This window comes from Enterobacter sp. V89_11 (genome assembly GCF_029967775.1).
GTDB lineage: Bacteria > Pseudomonadota > Gammaproteobacteria > Enterobacterales > Enterobacteriaceae > Enterobacter > Enterobacter ludwigii.
Genome location: NZ_JASCAN010000020.1, coordinates 39,123 through 60,728, shown reverse-complemented (window position 1 = coordinate 60,728; position 21,606 = coordinate 39,123). Strand labels below are relative to the sequence as shown.

Genomic DNA, 21,606 nt, shown 5'->3' with positions numbered 1-21,606 from the left:
AGATGAGAGCGCGTACGAAAGTACGGGCTTTTTTCTTTTATATTCCCCGGACAGGACGCCCGCACAAAAACAAAGCCCGGTTTCCCGGGCCTTGAACACAACGGCTAACTCAATAGTACGCTTGCAACGTACGCTGGCAGAGCGCTGAACGCACGCAGTCTTCTTTCGTGAAGCGTACCACCCCAATCATCTCATCTTCCTCAAAACGTGACATGGCGTCGCTCAGTCCGGACTTCACGCCCGACGGCAGATCGCACTGGGTAATATCACCATTGACGATGACCGTCACGTTTTCCCCGAGGCGCGTTAAAAACATCTTCATTTGCGCTGCGGTCACGTTCTGAGCCTCGTCAAGAATGACGACCGCATTTTCAAATGTACGTCCGCGCATATAAGCGAACGGCGCGATTTCCACCTTGCCAATCTCTGGTCGCAGACAGTACTGCATAAAGGATGCTCCCAGACGTTTCACCAGCACGTCATAGACGGGCCTGAAGTAAGGGGCAAACTTCTCTGAAATATCTCCGGGCAAGAAGCCAAGATCTTCATCAGCCTGCAGTACCGGACGGGTGACAATAATTCTCTCCACGTCTTTATGGATCAGCGCCTCTGCCGCTTTGGCTGCACTGATCCACGTTTTCCCGCATCCGGCTTCGCCGGTTGCAAAGATGAGCTGTTTACTCTCGATAGCATTCAGGTAGTGCGCCTGAGCCTCATTGCGCGCCACAATTGGAGAATTATCACGGCTGTCTCGGGCCATGCCAATTGCTTCTACGCCACTCATCTGCACAAGCGAGGTGACCGATTCTTCTTCACGCTGTTTATGGCTACGTGAATCCCGTCTCAGCACACGTTTTGCTTCGCGACGAGCTTTGATCACTGCTTTTTGTCTTCCCATGGATAGCACCTTGAGTTGTTGGTATTCATCACACGTGCCAGTTTCAGCACGATTATGCGCACGAACATCAGAGGGTTGGCTTCCTTGTAAGCCATTGCTTGCTTTACCGGATGACGCAACAGAACGGCTACGCGCACCATTCTGCACGTCGGTCGAAAGAGATTCTTGAGTCGAGGGGGATAATTTTGTGGTGAGGAAATCGCTGCCGGAGTCTGAGCCTCCGCGCCGGGTGCTGCGGGTGTTGTGTTTACCATGTCCAGTACAGGACGCAACCATTCGCGATCTCCATAGTGATTCAGCATCACTGCCGGGAACTACCGCTGTCTTATCTTAAGTACATCAGGAGTTATCATAAATGCAACATTTATTTTACCTGAACGTAACTTTAAGACTGTCCCTACAGTGGAAATCAGTCTCATACAGGAATATTACAGAAATATAACAGCAGGACAGGCATATGAAAAAATAATGTCCCCGCGAATTATCGCAGGGACAATTATCAGGCTTCAATCAACCCTTGAGCGAGATAGGCGTTGCGATCGCGTGCGCCAGGCAGGGCAAAGAAATAACCGCCGCCGATGGGTTTAATGTACTCTTCCAGCGCTTCCCCGTTTAAGCGTTTCTGTACGGTCAGGAAGCCCTTCTCCAGGTCGTGCTGATAGCAGACAAACAGCAGCCCCATATCGAGCTGGCCGGCGTTGGTTACGCCAAGTGAATAGCTATATCCCCGACGCATCATCAGGCTGGATTGTGTCTCTTTGGTACGCGGATTGGCCAGGCGGATATGGCTGTCCAGCGCGATGACATCGCCATTCGGATCGCTGGCGTAGTCAGGCACATCATGCTCGTTCTTCATCCCGAGCGGAGCGCCACTCTGTTTATCGCGACCAAAAATCGTCTGCTGCTCTTTGAGCGGCGTACGGTCCCAGAACTCCACGTGGAACTGAATAATCCGCACCGCCTGATAACTTCCACCCACAGCCCATGCCGGCTCGCCCTGATCGGCCGTCACCCAGACCACCTCTTTCATGAGCGGGTCATTACGGCTGTCCGGGTTGGCCGTGCCGTCTTTAAAGCCCAGCAGGTTTACGGGCGTCTCTTTCCCTTTGCTGCGGGCGGCATGGTCAGAGATAAACCCTTCCCGCTTCCAGCGAACGCTCAGCAGGTCCGGCGTGTGCTTGATGATGTCGCGCAGCGCGTGGATCACCGTATCCTGGGTGTTGGCGCAAATTTGCAGGAGCAGATCGCCATGGCAGAGAGCAGCATCCAGAGAGTCATTCGGGAAACGCGTCATTTTCTGCAGCGCTTTTGGCTTCTGTTTTGCCAGCCCGTAGCGCGCATCAAACAGCGACTCACCGAGCGAAACGGTTATCGTCAGGTTATCCGGAGCGATAAATGCCCCGAGGATACCGGAATCCATCGGCGGCAGACGCGGGTTAGGCGTGTCCGGCGCCGGACCACCGGCGGTGAGAAACGCGATGCGCGTCGTCAGCAGGCGGAACAAACGCTCAAGATCGGCTTTATCGCTTGCCAGCGAATCAAAAGCCACCAGCATCATGGAGGCCTGCTGTGGCGTCAGAATGCCCGACTGATGCTCGCCATAAAAAGGCTGCGTCTCCATGCGTGCATTGGGTGACAGCGTGCCGGGAGCACTTTGCGGTTTCGCCGCATGCGCCACCGGACACCCTCCGGCCAGAGCAAGGGCGCCCCCCAGCGCCCCTACCCCTTTTAACAATCGACGACGTGAAGGTTCCACCACGTCGTGTTCATTCTGCTTGTTCATCGTGCTTAATCCAGACCCAGTACGCCACGCAGCAGGGAGAGATCTTCCGCCAGTGTGGTAATCGGGCCTTTCAGCGCGTTACGGTCGGCATCGGTCAGTTTATCGTAGGTTTCAAACCCGTCTTTGGTACGGTACTTCGCCAGAATGGTGTCGACTTTTTTGAAGTTGGCATCCACTTTCGCCAGCAGTTCGCTGTTATCTTTCTGCAGCTGAGGACGCAGCAGATCGACAATTTTCTGCGCGCCATCGACGTTCGCCTGGAAGTCCCACAGGTCGGTGTGGCTGTAACGGTCTTCTTCACCGCTGATTTTACTTGCCGCCACTTCTTCAATCAGACCCGCGGCACCGCCCACCACTTTTGATGGCGGGAAGGCCAGCTCGCCGATGCGTTTTTGCAGCTCAAGCACGTCACTGTTCAGCTGATCGGCATATTTATCCATCCCTTTGAGAGTGTTATCGCCAAACAGGGCTTTCTCCAGACGGTGGAAGCCGGTAAATTTCGGGTCGGCGGCTTTCTGCTCAAAATCATCTTCACGGGCATCAATGCTGCCATCCAGGTCAGAGAACAACTCGGCAATCGGCTCAATACGCTCGTAATGCTGACGGGTTGGCGCATACAGGGATTTCGCTTTCGCGATATCGCCCGCTTTTACTGCATCGGTGAAGGCTTTGGTACCGGTAGCCAGGTCCGCCGTCTCTTTGATGACATACGCTTTATAAGCAGTAATCGCATCACCCAGGCTCAACAGAGCCGTGCCTTTTCCGGCGTCGGCCGTGGCGTCACCCTTCACGATAAGCTTGCCTTTAGGGTTCGTCAGCAGCCCACAGGTCATCTCATATTCACCCGGCTGCAGGTTGGCGGTCATCTTCTGACTAAAGCCCGGCGCGATATTCTCACGCTCTTCCACCACCATGACGCCTTTCAGAATTTCCCACTCCAGCGCCTTCTGGCTGTGGTTCTGAATAATAAACTGGGTTTTGCCGCTGTTGACCGTGATGGTCATTGGCTCGCACTGCTTATCATTAACCGAAACCTTGACCTGCGGAACATCCGCGCCCCAGGCGGAAAATGCTGAAGCGAACAGCGCGGCAATGCCTGCGCATAACGCACTACGACGGAACTGAATTGCCATGACTCTTCCCTTTAAAAGTATGTTGTAACTAATGCAGTCAGATTACGGCGCAACGCGCGACGTCTGAGTGCCGGTGCGCGGCGGCATGGCAAACAGCACCAGCGCCGGAACCAAATAGATAAAGTACATCGCCACTTCGCTGACGCTCGGCGTTTCCTGGTAACCAAAAATACCTTCGAGCAAGGTACCGGTCAGGGAGTGCGTTGAGAGCACGTTACTGAGGTCGAACGCCACTTCCTGGAAGTGATTCCACAGGCCCGCTTCGTGGAAAGCGCGGATCGCTCCCGCCGCCAGCCCAGCGGCCACCAGCAGAATAAACAGGCTGGTCCATTTAAAGAACGCACCCAGGTTAAGGCGAATGCCGCCCCAGTAGAGCAGGAAGCCCAGCACCACCGCAGTGGCCAGACCCAGCATCGCACCCAGCGGTGGCCAGATCCCCACATCCTGCTGAAATGCCGCCAGCAGGAAGAAAACCGACTCCAGCCCTTCCCGCGCTACGGCGAAAAAGACCATCATGATCAGCGCCCAGCCGTGGTTATTGCCCTTTTGCAGGGCGTTATCCACCGCCTGCTCCAGCTGCACCTTCACGTTGCGGGACACTTTACGCATCCAGAACACCATCCAGGTGAGGATTACCACGGCAATGACGGCCACGATCCCTTCAAACAACTCTTGCTCTTTCTGGGGAAACTCACCGGTGGTTTCATTGATAAGAATGCCAAGGCCCAGACAGAGTGCTGCGGCGAGGAATACCCCTATCCACATGACACCAATCCAGCGTCCACGCTGGGTTCGCTTCAGATAACTGGCGATGAGGCTGACGATGAGGGCCGCTTCGAGACCTTCACGTAACATAATGAGAAATGGAACAAACATGCCGACACCTTAAATGTTTATCGCGGTCAACTGATGCAAAGAAAGGTAAATTCTTGTGATAGTGATTATCATTACGCCAGCAAGAAAAACAAGTGAAATGTGTGTTGTTTTGATGACGAGTTGTAAACACCCAGCCTGGTAATAATTGCTGGCGTTATCGTTAAGTTTATAAGTTATAGCGAAAATGCCCATTTACGGTTAATCAGGGCTGTGGCTAAATATCTGCCTCAAAAACCAACTGAAAATTAACCATGTTTAACATTATCCATTTCCTGCTGGCGCTGGTGATTATTCTTGCGCTTGCCTGGCTGGTGAGTTTCGACCGCCGAAAAATTCGCATTCGTTTTGTTTTACAGCTGATTGTCATTGAAATAGCCCTGGCGTTCTTTTTCCTGCATGCCGAAAGCGGGCTGTTCATTATTAAATATGTCTCGGGATTCTTTGAGTCACTGCTGAAATTCGCGGCTGAAGGCACCAATTTCGTCTTTGGCGGGATGGGTGAAAAAGGACTGGCGTTCATTTTCCTCGGCGTACTCTGCCCGATTATTTTTATCTCCGCACTGATTGGTATTCTTCAGCACTGGCGAATTCTGCCGATTTTTATTCGGGTGATCGGGACACTGCTGTCAAAACTGAATGGCATGGGTAAGCTGGAATCGTTCAACGCGGTGAGCTCGCTGATCCTCGGACAGTCTGAAAACTTTATTGCCTACAAGGGTGTACTGGGCGACCTCTCCTCTCGTCGTCTCTTCACCATGGCGGCCACGGCCATGTCGACGGTATCTCTGTCGATTGTCGGTGCCTATATGACCATGCTCGACGCCAAATTTGTCGTTGCCGCACTCATCCTGAACATGTTCAGCACCTTTATTATTCTCTCCATTATCAACCCGGCGCGCCCGGAAGCAGAGCCGGACATCAAGCTTGAAAAGCTGCACGAGTCCCAGAGCTTCTTCGAAATGCTTGGCGAGTATATTCTGGCCGGTTTTAAAGTGGCGATGATTATTCTGGCGATGCTGATTGGCTTTATTGCCCTTATTAGCGCCGTTAACGCCCTCTTCTCCAGCGTATTTGGTATGAGCTTCCAGCAGATCCTGGGCTATGTATTTTACCCGCTGGCATGGCTGGTTGGTATTCCGCTGAGCGACGCGTTGTATGCCGGCAGTATTATGGCAACCAAGCTGGTCGCAAATGAATTTGTGGCAATGATTGAGCTGCAAAAAATTGCGCATCAGATGTCACCACGCGGACTGGGCATTTTGTCCGTTTTCCTGGTGTCGTTCGCTAACTTTGCCTCTATCGGCATTGTGGCCGGGGCGATCAAAGGCCTGAACGAGCAACAGGGGAACGTGGTATCGCGTTTTGGCTTACGTCTGGTATATGGCGCGACGCTGGTCAGTTTGCTGTCCGCCAGCTTTGCAGGACTGGTGCTGTAAGCGATAACGGCGGGTTCTCCCGCCGTTTTTCATTAAAACTGCACGCACACCGGCTGATCGACTCGCATCACCGACTCCTGCGCGAAGCGTGATTTATAAATACCGCGCAACGCTTCAATATTCTTCTCGCTCTGCGCATCTTTACCGTGGATCAGCATAAGCGCCTTGCTCGGTTCACGCGCCACTTTCCCGTCGTTACCCAGCCACTGCCCACGCGCATCAAAGACCGTCAGGCCATCGCGAAAACGCGGCGTCACGTCCTGGTCAACGAACTGCTGCCACTCGCCGGTGGTGATTTGCGCCCCTGCGGGACGGTTTAGCCCGAAATAGAGCGTGGTTTGCTGCATCTGGTTATCCGCTTTGCAGGTCTCCATCGCCGCGTGTTGCGACGGCACACTGCAGCCCGCCAGCATCAATAATGCCGCTGCCATTACCCCTGTTTTGATTGTCATGCTTCGCTATCCTCATTGTTATAAGCACAGCGATATCATCGTAAATTGCGGATTTTGGCAAGAAAAAAGCCGGGTAGCGCTCACGCTTACCCGGCCTGACTATCAGCGAAAAAGATTACTCAGCCTGCAGCTTAGACGGCGGTGCAGTGTGATAGTGTGCGTCTGCTTCAGCAAAACGTTTCTGCATTGAGGCAGAAGGCGCTTTACCCAGCAGGCTGAACACCACAATGCCGATACTGCCGAAGATGAAGCCCGGGATAATTTCGTACAGACCGAGCCAGGCGAACTGCTTCCAGACGATAACGGTAAGCGCACCGATAATCATCCCCGCCAGCGCGCCGTTGCGGGTCATGCGCGACCACAGCACCGAGAAGAGCACCACCGGACCAAACGCCGCACCAAAGCCCGCCCACGCGTAGCTTACCAGGCCCAGCACGCGGTTCTCAGGATTTGCCGCCAGCGCAATGGCAATTAAGGCCACCACCAGCACCATGAAACGCCCCACCCATACCAGCTCTTTCTGGCTCGCATCTTTACGCAGGAACGCTTTGTAGAGGTCTTCGGTGATTGCACTTGAGCAGACCAGCAGCTGGCAGCTCAGGGTGGACATCACGGCCGCCAGGATCGCGGAGAGCAGAATACCGGCAATCCACGGGTTGAACAGAATGCCCGCCAGTTCGATGAACACACGCTCGGCGTTCTGGTTTACTGCACCTGCCTGCGCCGGGTTATTGTTGAAGTAAGCGATGCCGAAGAAACCAACCGCACAGGCACCCGCCAGACAGAGGATCATCCACGTCATACTGATACGACGGGCATGAACAATCGTGTGGTGAGAGTCAGCGGCCATGAAGCGCGCCAGAATGTGCGGCTGACCGAAGTAGCCCAGACCCCAGCCCATCAGAGAAACGATGGCGACAAAGTTCAGCCCTTTCAGCATGTCGACGTTTTCAATGCTCTTCTGCTTAATCACTTCCAGCGAATCAGCAAAGCCGCCGACGGTGAAGATGACAATGACTGGCGTCAGGATCAGAGCGAAGATCATCAGGCTCGCCTGCACGGTGTCAGTCCAGCTTACGGCCAGGAAACCGCCCACGAAGGTATAGAGAATGGTTGCCGCAGCACCGGCCCACAGCGCCGTTTCATAGCTCATGCCGAAGGTGCTTTCGAACAGGCGCGCACCGGCCACAATGCCAGAGGCACAATAGATGGTGAAGAACACGAGGATAACCAGCGCAGAGATAATGCGCAGCACACGGCTGTTATCTTCAAAGCGTCCGGTGAAGTAATCCGGCAGGGTCAACGCATTGTTGTTGGCTTCGGTATGCACGCGCAGACGGCCTGCCACCAGCTTCCAGTTGATCCATGCCCCGACGGTCAGGCCAATGGCGATCCAGCTTTCAGAAATACCGGAGATGAAAATCGCCCCCGGCAGCCCCATCAGCAGCCAGCCGCTCATGTCGGACGCGCCCGCAGAGAGTGCGGTAACCATCGGCCCTAAGCTACGCCCGCCCAGAATGTAGTCGTCAAAGTTCTTTGTTGAACGCCATGCCAAAAACCCTATCAGGATCATGCCAAATATATAAACGAGAAATGTCACCAGCATCGGTGTGCTAATTGCCATTTAAATTCTCCAAAATGTCGAGCGACAACCGTCCGGGTTGCCTTGTTATGTCATCACCGGAACGTAGTGATGTGTGTATGTGTTTCTGTTGGCCGCGCGTATCCTGCCGTAAGCAGTGCTCGCACACAAACGATTTAACACTGCATTTACATCAAATTCATCCCTGGTTTTATACGTCTTTCGTATAGGTTGCACTCGCTCACGCTTTTACGGGTTGCACCTTTTAAAAGTGTTAAGTCCCGCATAAAAACAGGCCTCTCATCCAGAAGCCAGCACTTTTTTCCAGCTAACCATCTCTTAACAATCCATTCATTTCCTGGGTTGCAAACCAGGTCACATTTAACACGGTTGCACAAAGTTGCAACATGGTGGATATTTCACGCTATCGATAGCACACGACGACAGAACAACAGGAGCTTTGGCATGGGTATGACCACCATGGGGGTTAAGCTGGATGACGCAACCCGCGAACGGATTAAGACCGCAGCAACCCGCATTGACCGCACGCCGCACTGGCTAATCAAGCAGGCGATTTTTAACTACCTCGAAAGACTCGAAAGCGATGAGGGGCTGCCAGAGCTGCCCGCGCTGCTGGCGGGTGCAGCCAATGAAAGTGATGAGGTTTCCGCCGCTGCTGACGAAAACCATCAGCCGTTCCTTGAATTCGCCGAGCAGATCCTGCCTCAGTCGGTCAGCCGCGCCGCCATTACCGGTGCTTACCGTCGTGCCGAAACCGACGCCGTACCGATGCTGCTGGAGCAGGCCCGTCTGCCAGAAGCCATTGCCTCTCAGGCGCACAGCCTGGCGTATCAGCTTGCCGACAAACTGCGTAACCAGAAAAATGCCACCGGCCGCGCCGGAATGGTACAGGGTCTGCTGCAGGAGTTTTCCCTCTCCTCTCAGGAGGGCGTAGCGCTGATGTGTCTGGCGGAAGCGCTGTTGCGTATTCCTGACAAAGCCACCCGTGACGCACTGATCCGCGACAAAATCAGCAACGGTAACTGGCAGTCACACATTGGCCGCAGCCCGTCGCTGTTCGTCAACGCGGCGACCTGGGGCCTGCTGTTTACCGGCCGACTGGTCTCGACCCATAACGAAGCCAACCTCTCCCGCTCCCTGAACCGCATCATCGGCAAGAGCGGTGAACCGCTGATCCGCAAAGGCGTGGATATGGCGATGCGCCTGATGGGCGAGCAGTTTGTTACCGGCGAAACCATCGCGGAAGCGCTGGCCAACGCCCGTAAGCTCGAAGATAAAGGTTTCCGCTACTCTTACGACATGCTGGGTGAAGCGGCGCTGACCGCCGCCGACGCGCAGGCTTATATGGTCTCTTACCAGCAGGCGATTCACGCCATTGGTAAAGCGTCAAACGGTCGCGGTATTTATGAAGGCCCGGGGATCTCCATCAAGCTCTCGGCCCTGCATCCGCGCTACAGCCGTGCGCAGTACGACCGGGTGATGGAAGAGCTCTATCCGCGCCTGAAATCCCTGACCCTGCTGGCGCGCCAGTACGACATCGGTATCAACATCGATGCCGAAGAGGCCGACCGCCTGGAGATCTCCCTCGATCTGCTGGAAAAACTGTGCTTCGAGCCGGAGCTGGCAGGCTGGAACGGAATTGGTTTCGTTATCCAGGCGTATCAGAAACGTTGTCCGTTCGTGATTGATTACCTGATTGACCTGGCAAGCCGCAGCCGCCGTCGCCTGATGATCCGCCTGGTGAAAGGCGCCTACTGGGACAGCGAGATTAAACGCGCCCAGATGGAAGGTCTGGAAGGCTATCCGGTCTATACCCGCAAGGTTTACACCGATGTCTCATACCTTGCCTGCGCGAAAAAACTGCTCGGCGTGCCGAACCTGATTTACCCGCAGTTTGCCACCCATAACGCCCACACCCTGGCGGCCATCTACAGCCTGGCCGGACAGAACTACTATCCGGGTCAGTATGAGTTCCAGTGCCTGCACGGCATGGGTGAACCGCTGTACGAGCAGGTCACCGGTAAAGTGGCGGATGGCAAACTGAACCGTCCGTGCCGTATTTATGCCCCGGTGGGCACCCATGAAACCCTGCTGGCGTACCTGGTGCGTCGTCTGCTGGAGAACGGGGCGAACACCTCCTTCGTTAACCGTATCGCCGATACCACCCTGCCGCTTGACGAGCTGGTTGCCGATCCGGTGCAGGCGGTTGAGAAGATGGCGGCCCAGGAAGGTCAGATTGGCCTGCCGCATCCGAAGATCCCGCTGCCGCGTGAACTGTACGGCAAAGGTCGCGTGAACTCCGCGGGCCTGGACCTGGCGAACGAACACCGTCTGGCCTCCCTCTCCTCCGCCCTGCTCAACAGCGCGCTGCAGAAATGGCAGGCCAAACCGATTCTGGAGCAGTCCGTCGCTGATGGCGAAATGCAGCCCGTGATTAACCCGGCGGAGCCAAAAGATATCGTCGGCTACGTGCGGGAAGCAACCGAAGCAGAAGTGGATCAGGCGCTGGACAGCGCGGTGAATAACGCGCCAATCTGGTTCGCGACACCGCCGCAAGAGCGTGGCGCCATTCTGGAACGTGCTGCGGTGCTGATGGAAGACCAGATGCAGTCGCTCATCGGGATCCTGGTGCGCGAAGCAGGTAAAACCTTCAGCAACGCCATTGCCGAAGTTCGTGAAGCGGTCGACTTCCTGCACTACTACGCAGGCCAGGTTCGTGATGATTTCGATAACGAAACCCACCGTCCTCTCGGTCCGGTGGTGTGTATCAGTCCGTGGAACTTCCCGCTGGCGATCTTCACCGGCCAGATTGCCGCCGCACTTGCCGCAGGCAACAGCGTGCTGGCAAAACCGGCGGAGCAGACCCCGCTGATTGCCGCTCAGGGTATTAACATTCTGCTGGAAGCGGGCGTGCCTGCGGGTGTCATACAGCTGTTGCCGGGCCGCGGTGAAACGGTCGGGGCGAAACTGACCGCCGATAACCGTGTGCGCGGCGTGATGTTTACCGGCTCAACTGAAGTGGCCTCCCTGCTGCAGCGCAACATCGCCACCCGTCTTGATGCACAGGGGCGTCCAACGCCGCTCATCGCTGAAACCGGCGGCATGAACGCCATGATCGTCGACTCCTCCGCGCTCACCGAGCAGGTGGTGGTCGATGTTCTCGCCTCCGCCTTCGACAGCGCGGGCCAGCGCTGTTCCGCCCTGCGCGTGCTGTGTCTGCAGGATGACGTGGCAGACCACACGCTGAAGATGCTGCGCGGCGCGATGGGCGAATGCCGTATGGGTAACCCGGGCCGTCTCACGACCGATATCGGGCCGGTTATCGACGCGGAAGCCAAAGCAAATATCGAAAACCACATTCAGACCATGCGCGCCAAAGGCCGTCCGGTCTTCCAGGCCGTGCGTGAAAACAACGAGGATGCCCGCGAGTGGCAGACCGGCACCTTTGTGCCGCCAACGCTGATTGAACTGGCCAGCTTCGACGAGCTGAAAAAAGAGGTCTTTGGCCCGGTATTGCACGTGGTGCGCTACAACCGTAACAACCTCAACGAGCTGATTGAACAGATTAACGCCTCCGGCTATGGCCTGACCCTCGGCGTGCATACCCGCATCGATGAGACCATCGCTCAGGTGACCGGCAGCGCTAAAGTAGGCAACCTGTACGTCAACCGTAACATGGTCGGCGCGGTAGTGGGCGTACAGCCGTTCGGCGGAGAAGGTCTGTCAGGTACCGGTCCAAAAGCCGGTGGTCCACTCTACCTGTACCGTCTGCTGGCAAACCGTCCGGACAATGCGCTCGGCGTGACGCTGGCACGTCAGGATGCCGAACGTCCGGTGGACGCGCAGCTGAAGGCCGTGCTGACACAGCCGCTGGAGGCGCTCATCACGTGGGCAGAAACACGCCCGGAACTGCGCGCTGTCGCACAGCAGTATGGCGAACTGGCGCAGGCGGGAACGCAGCGCCTGCTGCCGGGGCCAACCGGTGAGCGCAACACCTGGACGCTGATGCCGCGCGAGCGTGTGCTGTGCGTGGCGGACAACGAGCAGGATGCGCTGGTTCAGCTGGCCGCTGCTGCTGCAACCGGTTGTGAAGTGCTGTGGCCGGAAGATGCACTGCATCGTGACCTGGCGAAACAGCTGCCGAAAGCGGTCTCTGCCCGCATTCATTTTGCGAAGCCCGATGCCCTGCTGACTCAGCCGTTTGATGCCGTTATCTATCACGGTGATTCCGACCAGTTGCGCGAACTGTGCGAGCAGGTGGCGGCCCGCAGCGGTGCGATTGTTTCGGTACAGGGCTTTGCCCGCGGCGAAACCAACCTGCTGCTGGAACGTCTGTACGTGGAGCGCTCGCTCAGCGTGAACACCGCGGCGGCGGGCGGTAACGCGAGCCTGATGACAATCGGTTAATCGTGTAAAATATCCCCGGTGGCACTACGCTTACCGGGGTGACAAAATAACCCAGGGCCGGATAAGCACAGCGCATCCGGCTTTTTTACATGGAGGGGATGATGAAAAGATATCTGATCGCGGGGGCTGCATTGCTGCTGAGCGCGAACGCGCTGGCAGAAGAATGCGCAAATGCGACCACCCAGCTTGAAATGAACACCTGTACGGCGCAGCAGTACCAGGCAGCCGATAAAAAACTGAATCAGACGTATCAGGCTGCCATCAAACGCGCAGAAGCCCCACAGCGTGAGCTTCTGAAAAAGGCACAGCAGGCGTGGATTGCCCTGCGCGATGCCGACTGCAACTTTATCGGGTCGGGTACTGAGGGAGGCAGCGTTCAGCCGATGATCATCAGCCAGTGCCTGAACGAAAAAACCGTTGAGCGTGAAGCGTTTCTTGCCTCACTGATGCAGTGTGAAGAGGGCGATTTAAGCTGCCCTCTTCCGCCGGGAAACTAACGCACGCGGATCCCTTCAATGATCATCTGCTGAACGTTTTCCAGCGTGCTGTGGAAAAACGCCTCATCCTGGAGCGTTTTACCGGTCACCGCTTCAACCTGGGCCGCAAAGTCAGCGTAATGCTGAGTGGAGGCCCAAATCATAAAGATCAGATGATGCGGGTCAACTGGAGCCAGCTTCCCGCCCGCCACCCATCCGGCAATAATGGCCGATTTCTCGTCAACCAGCTGTTTTAAATCCCCGGTCAGTTCCGCCTGCAACAGCGGTGCGCCCTGCAGCATCTCCAGGCAGAACAGCCGTGACGCCTGCGGATAATCACGCGACACCTCCAGCTTCAGGCGAATGTACTCCCTGATCGCCACCAGCGGGGCAAGCTCTTCGCGAAACGCCTTAAGCGGCGCCAGCCAGATATCGAGGATCTGCTGCATCACCGCAATGTAAAGCGCCTCTTTCGACGGGTAGTAGTAGAGCAGATTCGTTTTCGACACCCCGGCCTGTTCCGCCACCTGCTCCAGGCGCGTGCCATGAATACCAAACTGCGAAAAGGTCTCCAGCGCCGCACTCAGGATGGCCTGCTTCTTCGCACTGACCGCCTGCGAACGTTTACCGGGTGTTTTCACTGCACCTTGTGTCATTCCCGCTCTCCATATTTTGCGTTGCCATCAGCATAGCAAAACCCCTCACCGACCACGACACTCTGCACTCCGATCGCGCATGAATGCCTGTTTTCTGTGCAATGTTTTTGACCATTTAGTCCACATTTGCATATCTCAATTAACCAACCATTGATTAACACATTAATAACAAAGCCATTTTCAAAACTGGCATTGCCTTTGCAAAACCCTCTTTACCTGCAACGTCGTAAAGAGAGGTTCGTGATGAAAATTGGCGTATTTGTACCTATCGGCAACAACGGCTGGCTAATCTCGACCACCGCCCCGCAATACATGCCTACTTTTGAGCTGAATAAAGCTATCGTGCAGAAGGCGGAGCACTACCATTTCGATTTTGCGCTTTCGATGATCAAACTGCGGGGTTTCGGCGGCAAAACCGAATTCTGGGATCACAACCTGGAGTCCTTCACCCTGATGGCCGGGCTGGCAGCCGTCACCTCGCGCATTCAGATCTACGCGACGGCCGCCACCCTCACCCTGCCGCCGGCGATCGTTGCCAGAATGGCCTCCACCATCGACTCCATCTCCGGTGGTCGCTTTGGCGTTAACCTGGTTACGGGCTGGCAAAAACCTGAATATGAGCAGATGGGGATCTGGCCGGGCGACGAGTATTTCTCCCGCCGCTACGACTACCTGACCGAGTATGTGCAGGTGCTGCGCGACCTCTGGGGCACCGGCAAAAGCGACTTCAAAGGTGACTACTTCACCATGAACGACTGCCGCGTCAGCCCGCAGCCTTCCGCCCCGATGAAAGTGATCTGCGCCGGGCAGAGCGACGCAGGAATGGAATTCTCCGCTAAATACGCCGACTTCAACTTCTGCTTTGGCAAAGGCGTGAATACCCCAGCCGCCTTCGCCCCGACCGCGGCACGCATGAAAGAGGCGGCGGACAAAACCGGTCGCGATGTGGGTTCCTATGTCCTGTTTATGGTCATTGCCGACGAAACCGACGACGCCGCCCGCGCGAAATGGGAACGGTATAAGGCGGGCGCGGACGATGAAGCGCTGAGCTGGCTCACCGAACAGAGCCAGAAAGATACCCGTTCCGGCTCGGACACCAACGTCCGTCAGATGGCCGACCCGACCTCAGCGGTCAACATCAACATGGGCACGCTGGTCGGTTCCTATGCCAGCGTCGCCAGAATGCTCGATGAAGTGGCCGCCGTGCCCGGAGCGGAAGGCGTGCTGCTGACCTTCGATGAGTTCCTGACCGGTGTGGAAACATTCGGCGAGCGCATTCAGCCGCTGATGCAGTGCCGCGCCCACATTCCTGCCATCACAAAGGAGGTCGCGTAATGACCACGCTTGCAGCACGTCCGGAAGCCATCACCTTTGCGCCGCACCAAAGCGCCCTGATTGTGGTGGATATGCAAAACGCCTATGCCAGCCAGGGCGGCTATCTGGATCTGGCGGGATTTGACGTCTCCGCCACCCGACCGGTGATTGAGAACATTAAAACCGCAGTCAACGCAGCCCGCGCGGCTGGCATGCTGATCGTCTGGTTCCAGAACGGCTGGGACGATCAATATGTGGAGGCCGGTGGCCCGGGCTCTCCCAATTTCCATAAATCGAACGCCCTGAAAACCATGCGCAAACGGCCCGAACTGCAGGGCACACTGCTGGCGAAAGGCAGCTGGGATTACCAGCTGGTGGATGAGCTGGTGCCAGAGGCAGGCGATATCGTGCTGCCCAAACCGCGCTACAGCGGCTTTTTCAACACCCCGCTCGACAGCCTGCTGCGCAGCCGGGGGATCCGTCATCTGGTCTTTACCGGCATCGCTACCAACGTCTGCGTGGAATCCACCCTGCGCGACGGCTTCTTCCTGGAATATTTTGGCGTGGTGCTGGAAGACGCCACCCATCAGGCCGGGCCGGCGTTTGCGCAGCAAGCGGCCCTGTTCAACATCGAAACCTTTTTTGGCTGGGTCAGCAACGTCGCGGATTTTTGCGACGCCCTGAATCCACCGTTAGCCCGTATTGCCTGAGGAACAAGACCATGCCGAAATCCGTGATTATTCCGCCAGGAACCAGTACCCCGATTGCCCCGTTCGTGCCCGGCACGCTGGCCGATGGTGTGGTGTATGTATCCGGCACGCTGCCGTTTGATCAGCACAATAACGTGGTCTACCCCAACGACCCAAAGGCGCAAACCCGCCACGTGCTGGAGACGATCAAAAAAGTGATCGAAACAGCGGGTGGCACAATGGAGGATGTGACGTTCAACAGTATCTTTATCACCGACTGGAAAAACTACGCCGCGATTAACGACATTTACGCCGAATTCTTTCCCGGTGATAAACCGGCCCGGTTCTGCATTCAGTGTGGGCTGGTGAAGCCAGATGCGCTGGTTGAAATCGCGACCGTTGCACACATCGCAAAGTGAGGCGGCCATGAAGCTCTCTGTCTCACCTCCCCCTTACGACGGCGCGCCCACGGTTGTCCTGATTGCCGGGCTTGGCGGGGGCGGCAGCTACTGGCTACCGCAGCTTGCCGTCCTGGAGCAAGAGTACCAGGTGGTGTGCTACGACCAGCGCGGGACGGGCAATAATCCCGACGTGCTGCCGGAAGCCTACAGCCTGGCGATGATGGCCGACGAGCTGGCCCGGGCGCTGAATGCCGCCGGGATCGTTCGTTACTGCGTCGTGGGTCATGCGCTGGGAGCGCTGATCGGCCTACAGCTGGCGCTCGACCACCCCGATGCCCTCAGCGCGCTGGTGTGCGTGAACGGCTGGCTCACTCTGAATGCTCATACCCGACGCTGTTTCCAGATCCGCGAACGCCTGCTTCATGCAGGCGGCGCACAGGCGTGGGTAGAGGCACAGCCGCTGTTTCTTTACCCGGCCGACTGGATGGCCGCCCGCGCGCCGCGCCTGGAGGCCGAAGAGGCCCTGGCACTGGCCCACTTCCAGGGCAAAAACAACCTGCTGCACAGGCTGAATGCCCTGAAGAAAGCGGACTTCAGTCGCCACGCCTCACGCATTCACTGCCCGGTACACCTCATCTGCTCCGCCGACGATCTGCTCATCCCTGCGGTCTGTTCCACTGAGCTGCAGGCGGCTATCCCCGGCAGCCACAAGGTGGTGATGCGCCAGGGCGGGCACGCCTGCAACGTCACCGAGCCAGAAACCTTTAATACGCTGCTGCTGAACGGGCTTGCCAGCCTGCTGCACAGCCCTGAACCCGCTTTATAAGGAGCCCTGATGAGCGAAGCGATTACCCCTGGCGCGCTGGCATCACTGTTTACCGGCGCACGCACCCATAACGGCTGGCAGGCGATCCCCGTCAGCGACGAGACGCTGCGCGAGATCTACGACCTGATGAAATGGGGTCCCACGTCCGCCAACTGCTCGCCCGCGCGGATTGTGTTTGTACGAAGCGCAGAGGGAAAAGAAAAACTGCGTCCGGCGCTTTCCAGCGGCAACCTGGAGAAAACCCTCACCGCCCCGGTCACGGCGATTGTCGCCTGGGATAGTGAATTTTATGAACGCCTTCCCGCCCTGTTCCCCCACGGGGATGCGCGGAGCTGGTTTACCTCAAGCCCGGCGCTTGCCGAAGAGACCGCCTTTCGCAACAGCGCGATGCAGGCGGCTTACCTGATTTTCGCCTGTCGGGCGCTGGGGCTCGATACGGGCCCGATGTCAGGCTTTGATCGCCAAAAAGTCGACGACGCGTTTTTCACCGGCACGTCGCTGAAAAGTAATCTGCTTATCAATATTGGCTATGGCGATACCAGCAAACTCTACGGCCGTTTGCCGCGTCTGGCCTTTGAAGACGCATGCGCACTGGCATAAGGAGCCATCATGATGACACCCGATAAACAAACCTTCCGTGATGCCATGGCCTGCGTCGGTGCGGCGGTCAATATCATCACCACCGACGGTCCTGCCGGGATGGCGGGTTTCACCGCCAGCGCGGTGTGCAGCGTAACGGATTCGCCGCCCACGCTGCTGGTATGCCTGAACCGTGGCGCATCCGTCTGGCCGACCTTCAGTGAAAACCGCACCCTGTGCGTCAATACCCTGAGCGCCGGACAAGAGCCGCTATCAAACCTGTTTGGGGGGAAAACCCCGATGGACGAGCGCTTCGCCGCCGCGCGCTGGGAGACCGGCGAAACGGGGTGCCCGCGTCTGGAGGAGGCGCTGGCCTCGTTTGACTGCCGTATCAGCCAGGTGGTGAGCGTGGGCACGCACGACATCCTGTTTTGCGACATCGTTTCGATTATTCGCCACCCCGCGCCGCAAGGGCTGGTGTGGTTTGACCGCGGCTATCACGCGCTTATGCGACCCGCCTGTTAACCCTCCTTAAGGAGTCAGCTCATGGCAATGTTCGGTTTTCCCCACTGGCAGTTGAAATCGACCTCTACGGAACCTGGCGTGGTCGCGCCGGATGAAAGGCTCCCGCTCGGGCCAACCTTAGTGATGGGGGTTCAGCACGCGGTCGCGATGTTCGGCGCAACGGTGCTGATGCCCATGCTGATGGGGCTTGATCCCAATCTGTCCATTCTGATGTCGGGTATCGGTACCCTGCTGTTCTTTTTCATCACCGGCGGGCGCGTGCCCAGCTATCTTGGTTCCAGCGCTGCGTTTGTCGGCGTGGTCATCGCCACCACCGGCTTTAACGGTCAGGGCATCAACCCGAATCTGAGCGTCGCGCTCGGCGGCATTATCGCCTGCGGGCTGGTCTACACGCTGATTGGCCTGGTGGTCATGAAGGTCGGGACGCGCTGGATAGAGCGGATGATGCCTCCCGTCGTCACCGGGGCTGTGGTAATGGCAATTGGTCTGAACCTTGCGCCAATAGCCGTCAGAAGTGTTTCCGGTTCGCCCTTTGAAAGCTGGATGGCGGTGATCACGGTACTCTGCATTGGCCTGGTGGCGGTGTTTACGCGGGGGATGATCCAGCGACTGTTGATCCTGGTGGGGTTAATCGTTGCCTGTCTGGTGTACGCTCTGCTGGCAAACGTCTTCGGTCTGGGCAAGCCGGTTGATTTTACGCTGCTGCATAACGCCGCCTGGTTCGGCCTGCCGCAGGTGACGTCTCCGGTCTTTAACACGCAGGCGATGATGTTAATCGCGCCGGTTGCGGTGATCCTGGTGGCAGAAAACTTAGGCCATCTGAAAGCCGTTGCGGGTATGACCGGGCGCAGCATGGACCCTTACATGGGCCGCGCCTTTGTCGGCGACGGTCTGGCTACCATGCTCTCCGGCTCGGTCGGCGGCAGCGGCGTAACGACCTACGCTGAAAATATTGGCGTGATGGCAGTGACCAAAGTTTACTCCACCCTGGTCTTCGTGGCGGCTGCGGTGATGGCGATGCTCCTCGGGTTCTCACCGAAATTCGGCGCGCTGATCCACATCATTCCCGCGCCGGTGATTGGTGGGGCATCGATTGTGGTATTTGGTCTGATTGCCGTTGCCGGGGCACGCATCTGGGTGCAGCATCGTGTCGATCTGAGCCAGAACAGCAACCTGATTATGGTGGCGGTCACGCTGGTGCTGGGGGCGGGAGATTTTGCCCTGACGCTGGGCGGATTCACCCTTGGTGGGATTGGCACCGCAACCTTTGGCGCAATCCTGCTTAACGCCCTGCTGAGCCGCCGGGAAGCGGCCGCACCGCAGGGCGACGTGGTACATCAGGACTCTTGATTTATCGCAGCGCTGTCACGCTCTGGCAGCGCTTTTTTCTTCCGTTTCAGCTTCAGCTCACTCACCAGCACGCCGGCGACAATAAACGCCGCACCCACCAGCGCCAGCAGCGGTAAACGCTCTCCGGCGATACGCCCAAAAATGCCCGCCCATACCGGTTCGCCGGTATAGATAACCGTCGCACGCGTCGGGGAAACGCTGCGCTGCGCCCAGTTCATGGTGACCTGAATAATGGCGCTAAAGATGCCCAGCCCCAGCGCCACCACAACCAGCCCGGTGGACATCGGCGGAACAGACTCCCCTGCCGGCACCATGGTGGCAAAAGCCACCAGCGACGCGGTCGCCAGCTGAACCACGGTGACGCGCTTGACGTCCACTTTGCCAGCCCAGGCGCTGATCAGAATAATTTCCGCGGCAATCGCGATAGCGCCCACCAGCGTAATGATTTCGCCCGGCCCCAGCGCCAGCAGGTTGTTTTCCGGCCCAGCAAGGAAGATAAGGCCAACAAACGCCAGCACGATCCCCGTGCAGGACATCAGACCCGGTATTCTCCCCAGACAGAGCCATTGCAGTAACGGCACCAGCGGCACATACATGGCGGTAATAAACGCCGATTTGCTGCTGGTGATGGTCTGCAATCCCCACGTCTGCAGACTGTAGCCCATGGCAATCGCAACCCCAATGGCCACCCCGGCCTTCAGTTCTTTAAGCGTCAGCCCACGCAAGGTTTTAAGCGAGAGTAATCCCACGGCAATCGCCGCCGTCGCAAAGCGCAGGCCGACAAAAAAGAACGGACCGCTCAGCGTAACCGCATACTGGACGGCGAGAAAGGTTCCGCCCCAGAACATGGTGATCAGAATGAGAAGGGCTTCCTGAGGTTTGACGGAGAATGTGAAACGGGAGAGAGACATGCGGCACCAGCAAATAAGCATCAATCCTCTAGTGTGCGATGCCTTTGGTTACAGTTCAATGTTGCAGAAATAAAAAACCGCCGGGAGATCCCGGCGGCAGGGTATCAGCCCGGCGTATTACTTATTACTGCCATGACTGTTTTTGCCCCCTTTTTTGCCAGCTTCTGATGCGCGCTGAGGGTCATTTTTGAAATTCCCCCCGCTAGACTGGCCACCTTTACGACCTGCTTCTGATGCTCTTTCACGATCTTCAGCGAAATTACCTGAACCACCACGATGGTTTGCCATCTCTAACCTCCAGAGTGTGAAACATTAGACATCATATTGCATTCAGTAAAAGAGGATTCTTTCACCGCGCGGCTGAAGGACAGTGCCTTTATCTGTGCCGCGTGAAATTAAGCTTAGTGGAATGCGGCTATCCGGCAAGTCAGAGGTAATATTCTGCAACATGATCTCAGCCATTCGGGTGAGATTACGCGACGGGCATTTATAAGCCTTTCTTATCATTTTAAAAATCCGCAGCGGGAAAGTTGTTTCATTTTGCTACAAAGCGCTTTTGTATCCATATTGTTATAAATCAAAGAAATGCCGTTCATTTTTGCAGTCTGGCTGTGATGACTTATCTTTAAATGAACGCAGCGATCCGCTGTCAGAAAACACAAACGAGGAGTGATGCAAAATGGCAAAAGTTCTGGTGCTCTATTATTCCATGTATGGACACATTGAAACCATGGCTCACGCGGTAGCAGAAGGTGCAAACAGAGTGGACGGCGTAGAAGTTGTGGTGAAACGCGTACCGGAAACGATGCAGGCTGAGGCGTTCGCCAAAGCCGGGGGGAAAACACAAAATGCCCCGGTTGCCACCCCGCAGGAACTGGCTGATTACGATGCCATTATTTTCGGCACCCCTACCCGATTTGGCAATATGTCAGGCCAGATGCGGACCTTCCTCGATCAAACCGGAGGACTTTGGGCATCCGGAGCGTTATACGGCAAACTCGCCAGCGTCTTCAGCTCCACCGGGACCGGCGGCGGTCAGGAGCAGACGATTACGTCAACCTGGACTACCCTTGCTCATCATGGGATGGTGATTGTGCCGATTGGCTACGGCGCGCAGGAACTGTTTGATATTTCCCAGGTTCGTGGCGGGACACCGTACGGCGCCACCACCATTGCCGGTGGCGATGGCTCCCGACAGCCGAGCAACGAAGAGCTCACTATCGCCCGCTATCAGGGTGAGTATGTCGCAGGCCTCGCCAAAAAACTGAACGGCTAACTCAACAGGAGGACA

At 56.8% G+C, this 21,606-nt stretch carries 20 protein-coding genes; 11 read left to right on the top strand and 9 right to left on the bottom strand.

What is annotated here, in order from left to right:
* Positions 1-109 precede the first annotated feature (109 nt).
* The 4 genes from phoH to efeU form a co-directional block, all read right to left on the bottom strand.
* Complete coding sequence (gene phoH / locus QLG09_RS15720; RefSeq protein WP_024908976.1) at positions 110-898, bottom strand: phosphate starvation-inducible protein PhoH; 789 nt, start codon at positions 896-898, stop codon at positions 110-112.
* Positions 899-1,397: 499 nt separating this feature from the next.
* Positions 1,398-2,681: an iron uptake transporter deferrochelatase/peroxidase subunit gene (efeB, locus tag QLG09_RS15715; RefSeq protein WP_020884708.1), complete on the bottom strand. Its 1,284-nt coding sequence runs from the start codon at positions 2,679-2,681 to the stop codon at positions 1,398-1,400.
* 5 nt (positions 2,682-2,686) lie between these two features.
* Entirely contained in the window at positions 2,687-3,814 is a 1,128-nt protein-coding gene (efeO, locus tag QLG09_RS15710) for an iron uptake system protein EfeO (RefSeq protein ID WP_049022675.1), read from the bottom strand.
* A gap of 42 nt (positions 3,815-3,856) precedes the next feature.
* On the bottom strand, positions 3,857-4,690 hold the full coding sequence (gene efeU / locus QLG09_RS15705) for an iron uptake transporter permease EfeU (protein WP_020884710.1): 834 nt from the start codon (positions 4,688-4,690) through the stop codon (positions 3,857-3,859).
* Between the two features lie 251 nt (positions 4,691-4,941).
* On the opposite strand from efeU, the gene QLG09_RS15700 reads away from it, so the two are divergent.
* Positions 4,942-6,126, top strand: a complete 1,185-nt coding sequence (locus tag QLG09_RS15700; RefSeq protein WP_282489049.1) for a nucleoside transporter C-terminal domain-containing protein — start codon at positions 4,942-4,944, stop codon at positions 6,124-6,126.
* A 32-nt stretch (positions 6,127-6,158) separates the two neighbouring features.
* Here the strand turns inward: QLG09_RS15700 and QLG09_RS15695 are convergent, their stop codons facing one another.
* The gene (locus QLG09_RS15695) at positions 6,159-6,578 is read right to left on the bottom strand and encodes a DUF3574 domain-containing protein (protein WP_014169506.1); all 420 of its coding nucleotides are present in this window, start codon (positions 6,576-6,578) and stop codon (positions 6,159-6,161) included.
* A gap of 115 nt (positions 6,579-6,693) precedes the next feature.
* Positions 6,694-8,202, bottom strand: a complete 1,509-nt coding sequence (gene putP, locus QLG09_RS15690; RefSeq protein ID WP_020884712.1) for a sodium/proline symporter PutP — start codon at positions 8,200-8,202, stop codon at positions 6,694-6,696.
* A 423-nt stretch (positions 8,203-8,625) separates the two neighbouring features.
* On the opposite strand from putP, the gene putA reads away from it, so the two are divergent.
* A complete protein-coding gene (gene putA / locus QLG09_RS15685; protein WP_049023414.1) occupies positions 8,626-12,588 on the top strand; it encodes a trifunctional transcriptional regulator/proline dehydrogenase/L-glutamate gamma-semialdehyde dehydrogenase in 3,963 nt (1,320 codons plus the stop codon).
* A 101-nt stretch (positions 12,589-12,689) separates the two neighbouring features.
* Positions 12,690-13,085, top strand: a complete 396-nt coding sequence (locus tag QLG09_RS15680; protein ID WP_020884714.1) for a lysozyme inhibitor LprI family protein — start codon at positions 12,690-12,692, stop codon at positions 13,083-13,085.
* Here QLG09_RS15680 and rutR read toward each other — a convergent pair.
* Positions 13,082-13,720 carry an HTH-type transcriptional regulator RutR gene (rutR, locus tag QLG09_RS15675; protein WP_014169502.1) on the bottom strand — a complete coding sequence of 213 codons (639 nt, stop codon included), beginning with the start codon at positions 13,718-13,720 and terminating at the stop codon, positions 13,082-13,084. The genes QLG09_RS15680 and rutR overlap by 4 nt on opposite strands.
* Positions 13,721-13,963: 243 nt before the next feature.
* On the opposite strand from rutR, the gene rutA reads away from it, so the two are divergent.
* The 7 genes from rutA to rutG are packed head-to-tail and all read left to right on the top strand — an operon-like array spanning position 13,964 to position 19,404.
* Positions 13,964-15,055: a pyrimidine utilization protein A gene (gene rutA, locus QLG09_RS15670; RefSeq protein ID WP_025204484.1), complete on the top strand. Its 1,092-nt coding sequence runs from the start codon at positions 13,964-13,966 to the stop codon at positions 15,053-15,055.
* The gene (gene rutB / locus QLG09_RS15665; RefSeq protein ID WP_020884717.1) at positions 15,055-15,744 is read left to right on the top strand and encodes a pyrimidine utilization protein B; all 690 of its coding nucleotides are present in this window, start codon (positions 15,055-15,057) and stop codon (positions 15,742-15,744) included. The genes rutA and rutB overlap by 1 nt, the downstream gene beginning before the upstream one ends.
* A gap of 11 nt (positions 15,745-15,755) precedes the next feature.
* The gene (gene rutC, locus QLG09_RS15660; RefSeq protein ID WP_020884718.1) at positions 15,756-16,142 is read left to right on the top strand and encodes a pyrimidine utilization protein C; all 387 of its coding nucleotides are present in this window, start codon (positions 15,756-15,758) and stop codon (positions 16,140-16,142) included.
* A gap of 7 nt (positions 16,143-16,149) precedes the next feature.
* Positions 16,150-16,950: a pyrimidine utilization protein D gene (gene rutD, locus QLG09_RS15655; protein ID WP_020884719.1), complete on the top strand. Its 801-nt coding sequence runs from the start codon at positions 16,150-16,152 to the stop codon at positions 16,948-16,950.
* Positions 16,951-16,959: 9 nt separating this feature from the next.
* Entirely contained in the window at positions 16,960-17,550 is a 591-nt protein-coding gene (locus QLG09_RS15650) for a malonic semialdehyde reductase (RefSeq protein ID WP_025204485.1), read from the top strand.
* A 9-nt stretch (positions 17,551-17,559) separates the two neighbouring features.
* Positions 17,560-18,054, top strand: a complete 495-nt coding sequence (gene rutF, locus QLG09_RS15645; protein ID WP_014169496.1) for an NADH-dependent FMN reductase RutF — start codon at positions 17,560-17,562, stop codon at positions 18,052-18,054.
* Positions 18,055-18,075: 21 nt separating this feature from the next.
* Entirely contained in the window at positions 18,076-19,404 is a 1,329-nt protein-coding gene (gene rutG / locus QLG09_RS15640; protein ID WP_049023413.1) for a pyrimidine utilization transport protein G, read from the top strand.
* Here the strand turns inward: rutG and QLG09_RS15635 are convergent.
* Together QLG09_RS15635 and QLG09_RS15630 are read right to left on the bottom strand one after the other, a co-directional pair.
* On the bottom strand, positions 19,392-20,315 hold the full coding sequence (locus QLG09_RS15635; protein ID WP_049023412.1) for a DMT family transporter: 924 nt from the start codon (positions 20,313-20,315) through the stop codon (positions 19,392-19,394). The two genes, rutG and QLG09_RS15635, sit on opposite strands and share 13 nt — an antisense overlap.
* Before the next feature lie 117 nt (positions 20,316-20,432).
* Positions 20,433-20,603 carry a general stress protein gene (locus QLG09_RS15630; protein WP_001273664.1) on the bottom strand — a complete coding sequence of 57 codons (171 nt, stop codon included), beginning with the start codon at positions 20,601-20,603 and terminating at the stop codon, positions 20,433-20,435.
* 391 nt (positions 20,604-20,994) lie between these two features.
* On the opposite strand from QLG09_RS15630, the gene wrbA reads away from it, so the two are divergent.
* A complete protein-coding gene (gene wrbA, locus QLG09_RS15625; RefSeq protein ID WP_014169491.1) occupies positions 20,995-21,591 on the top strand; it encodes an NAD(P)H:quinone oxidoreductase in 597 nt (198 codons plus the stop codon).
* The last annotated feature ends 15 nt before the right edge of the window (positions 21,592-21,606 follow it).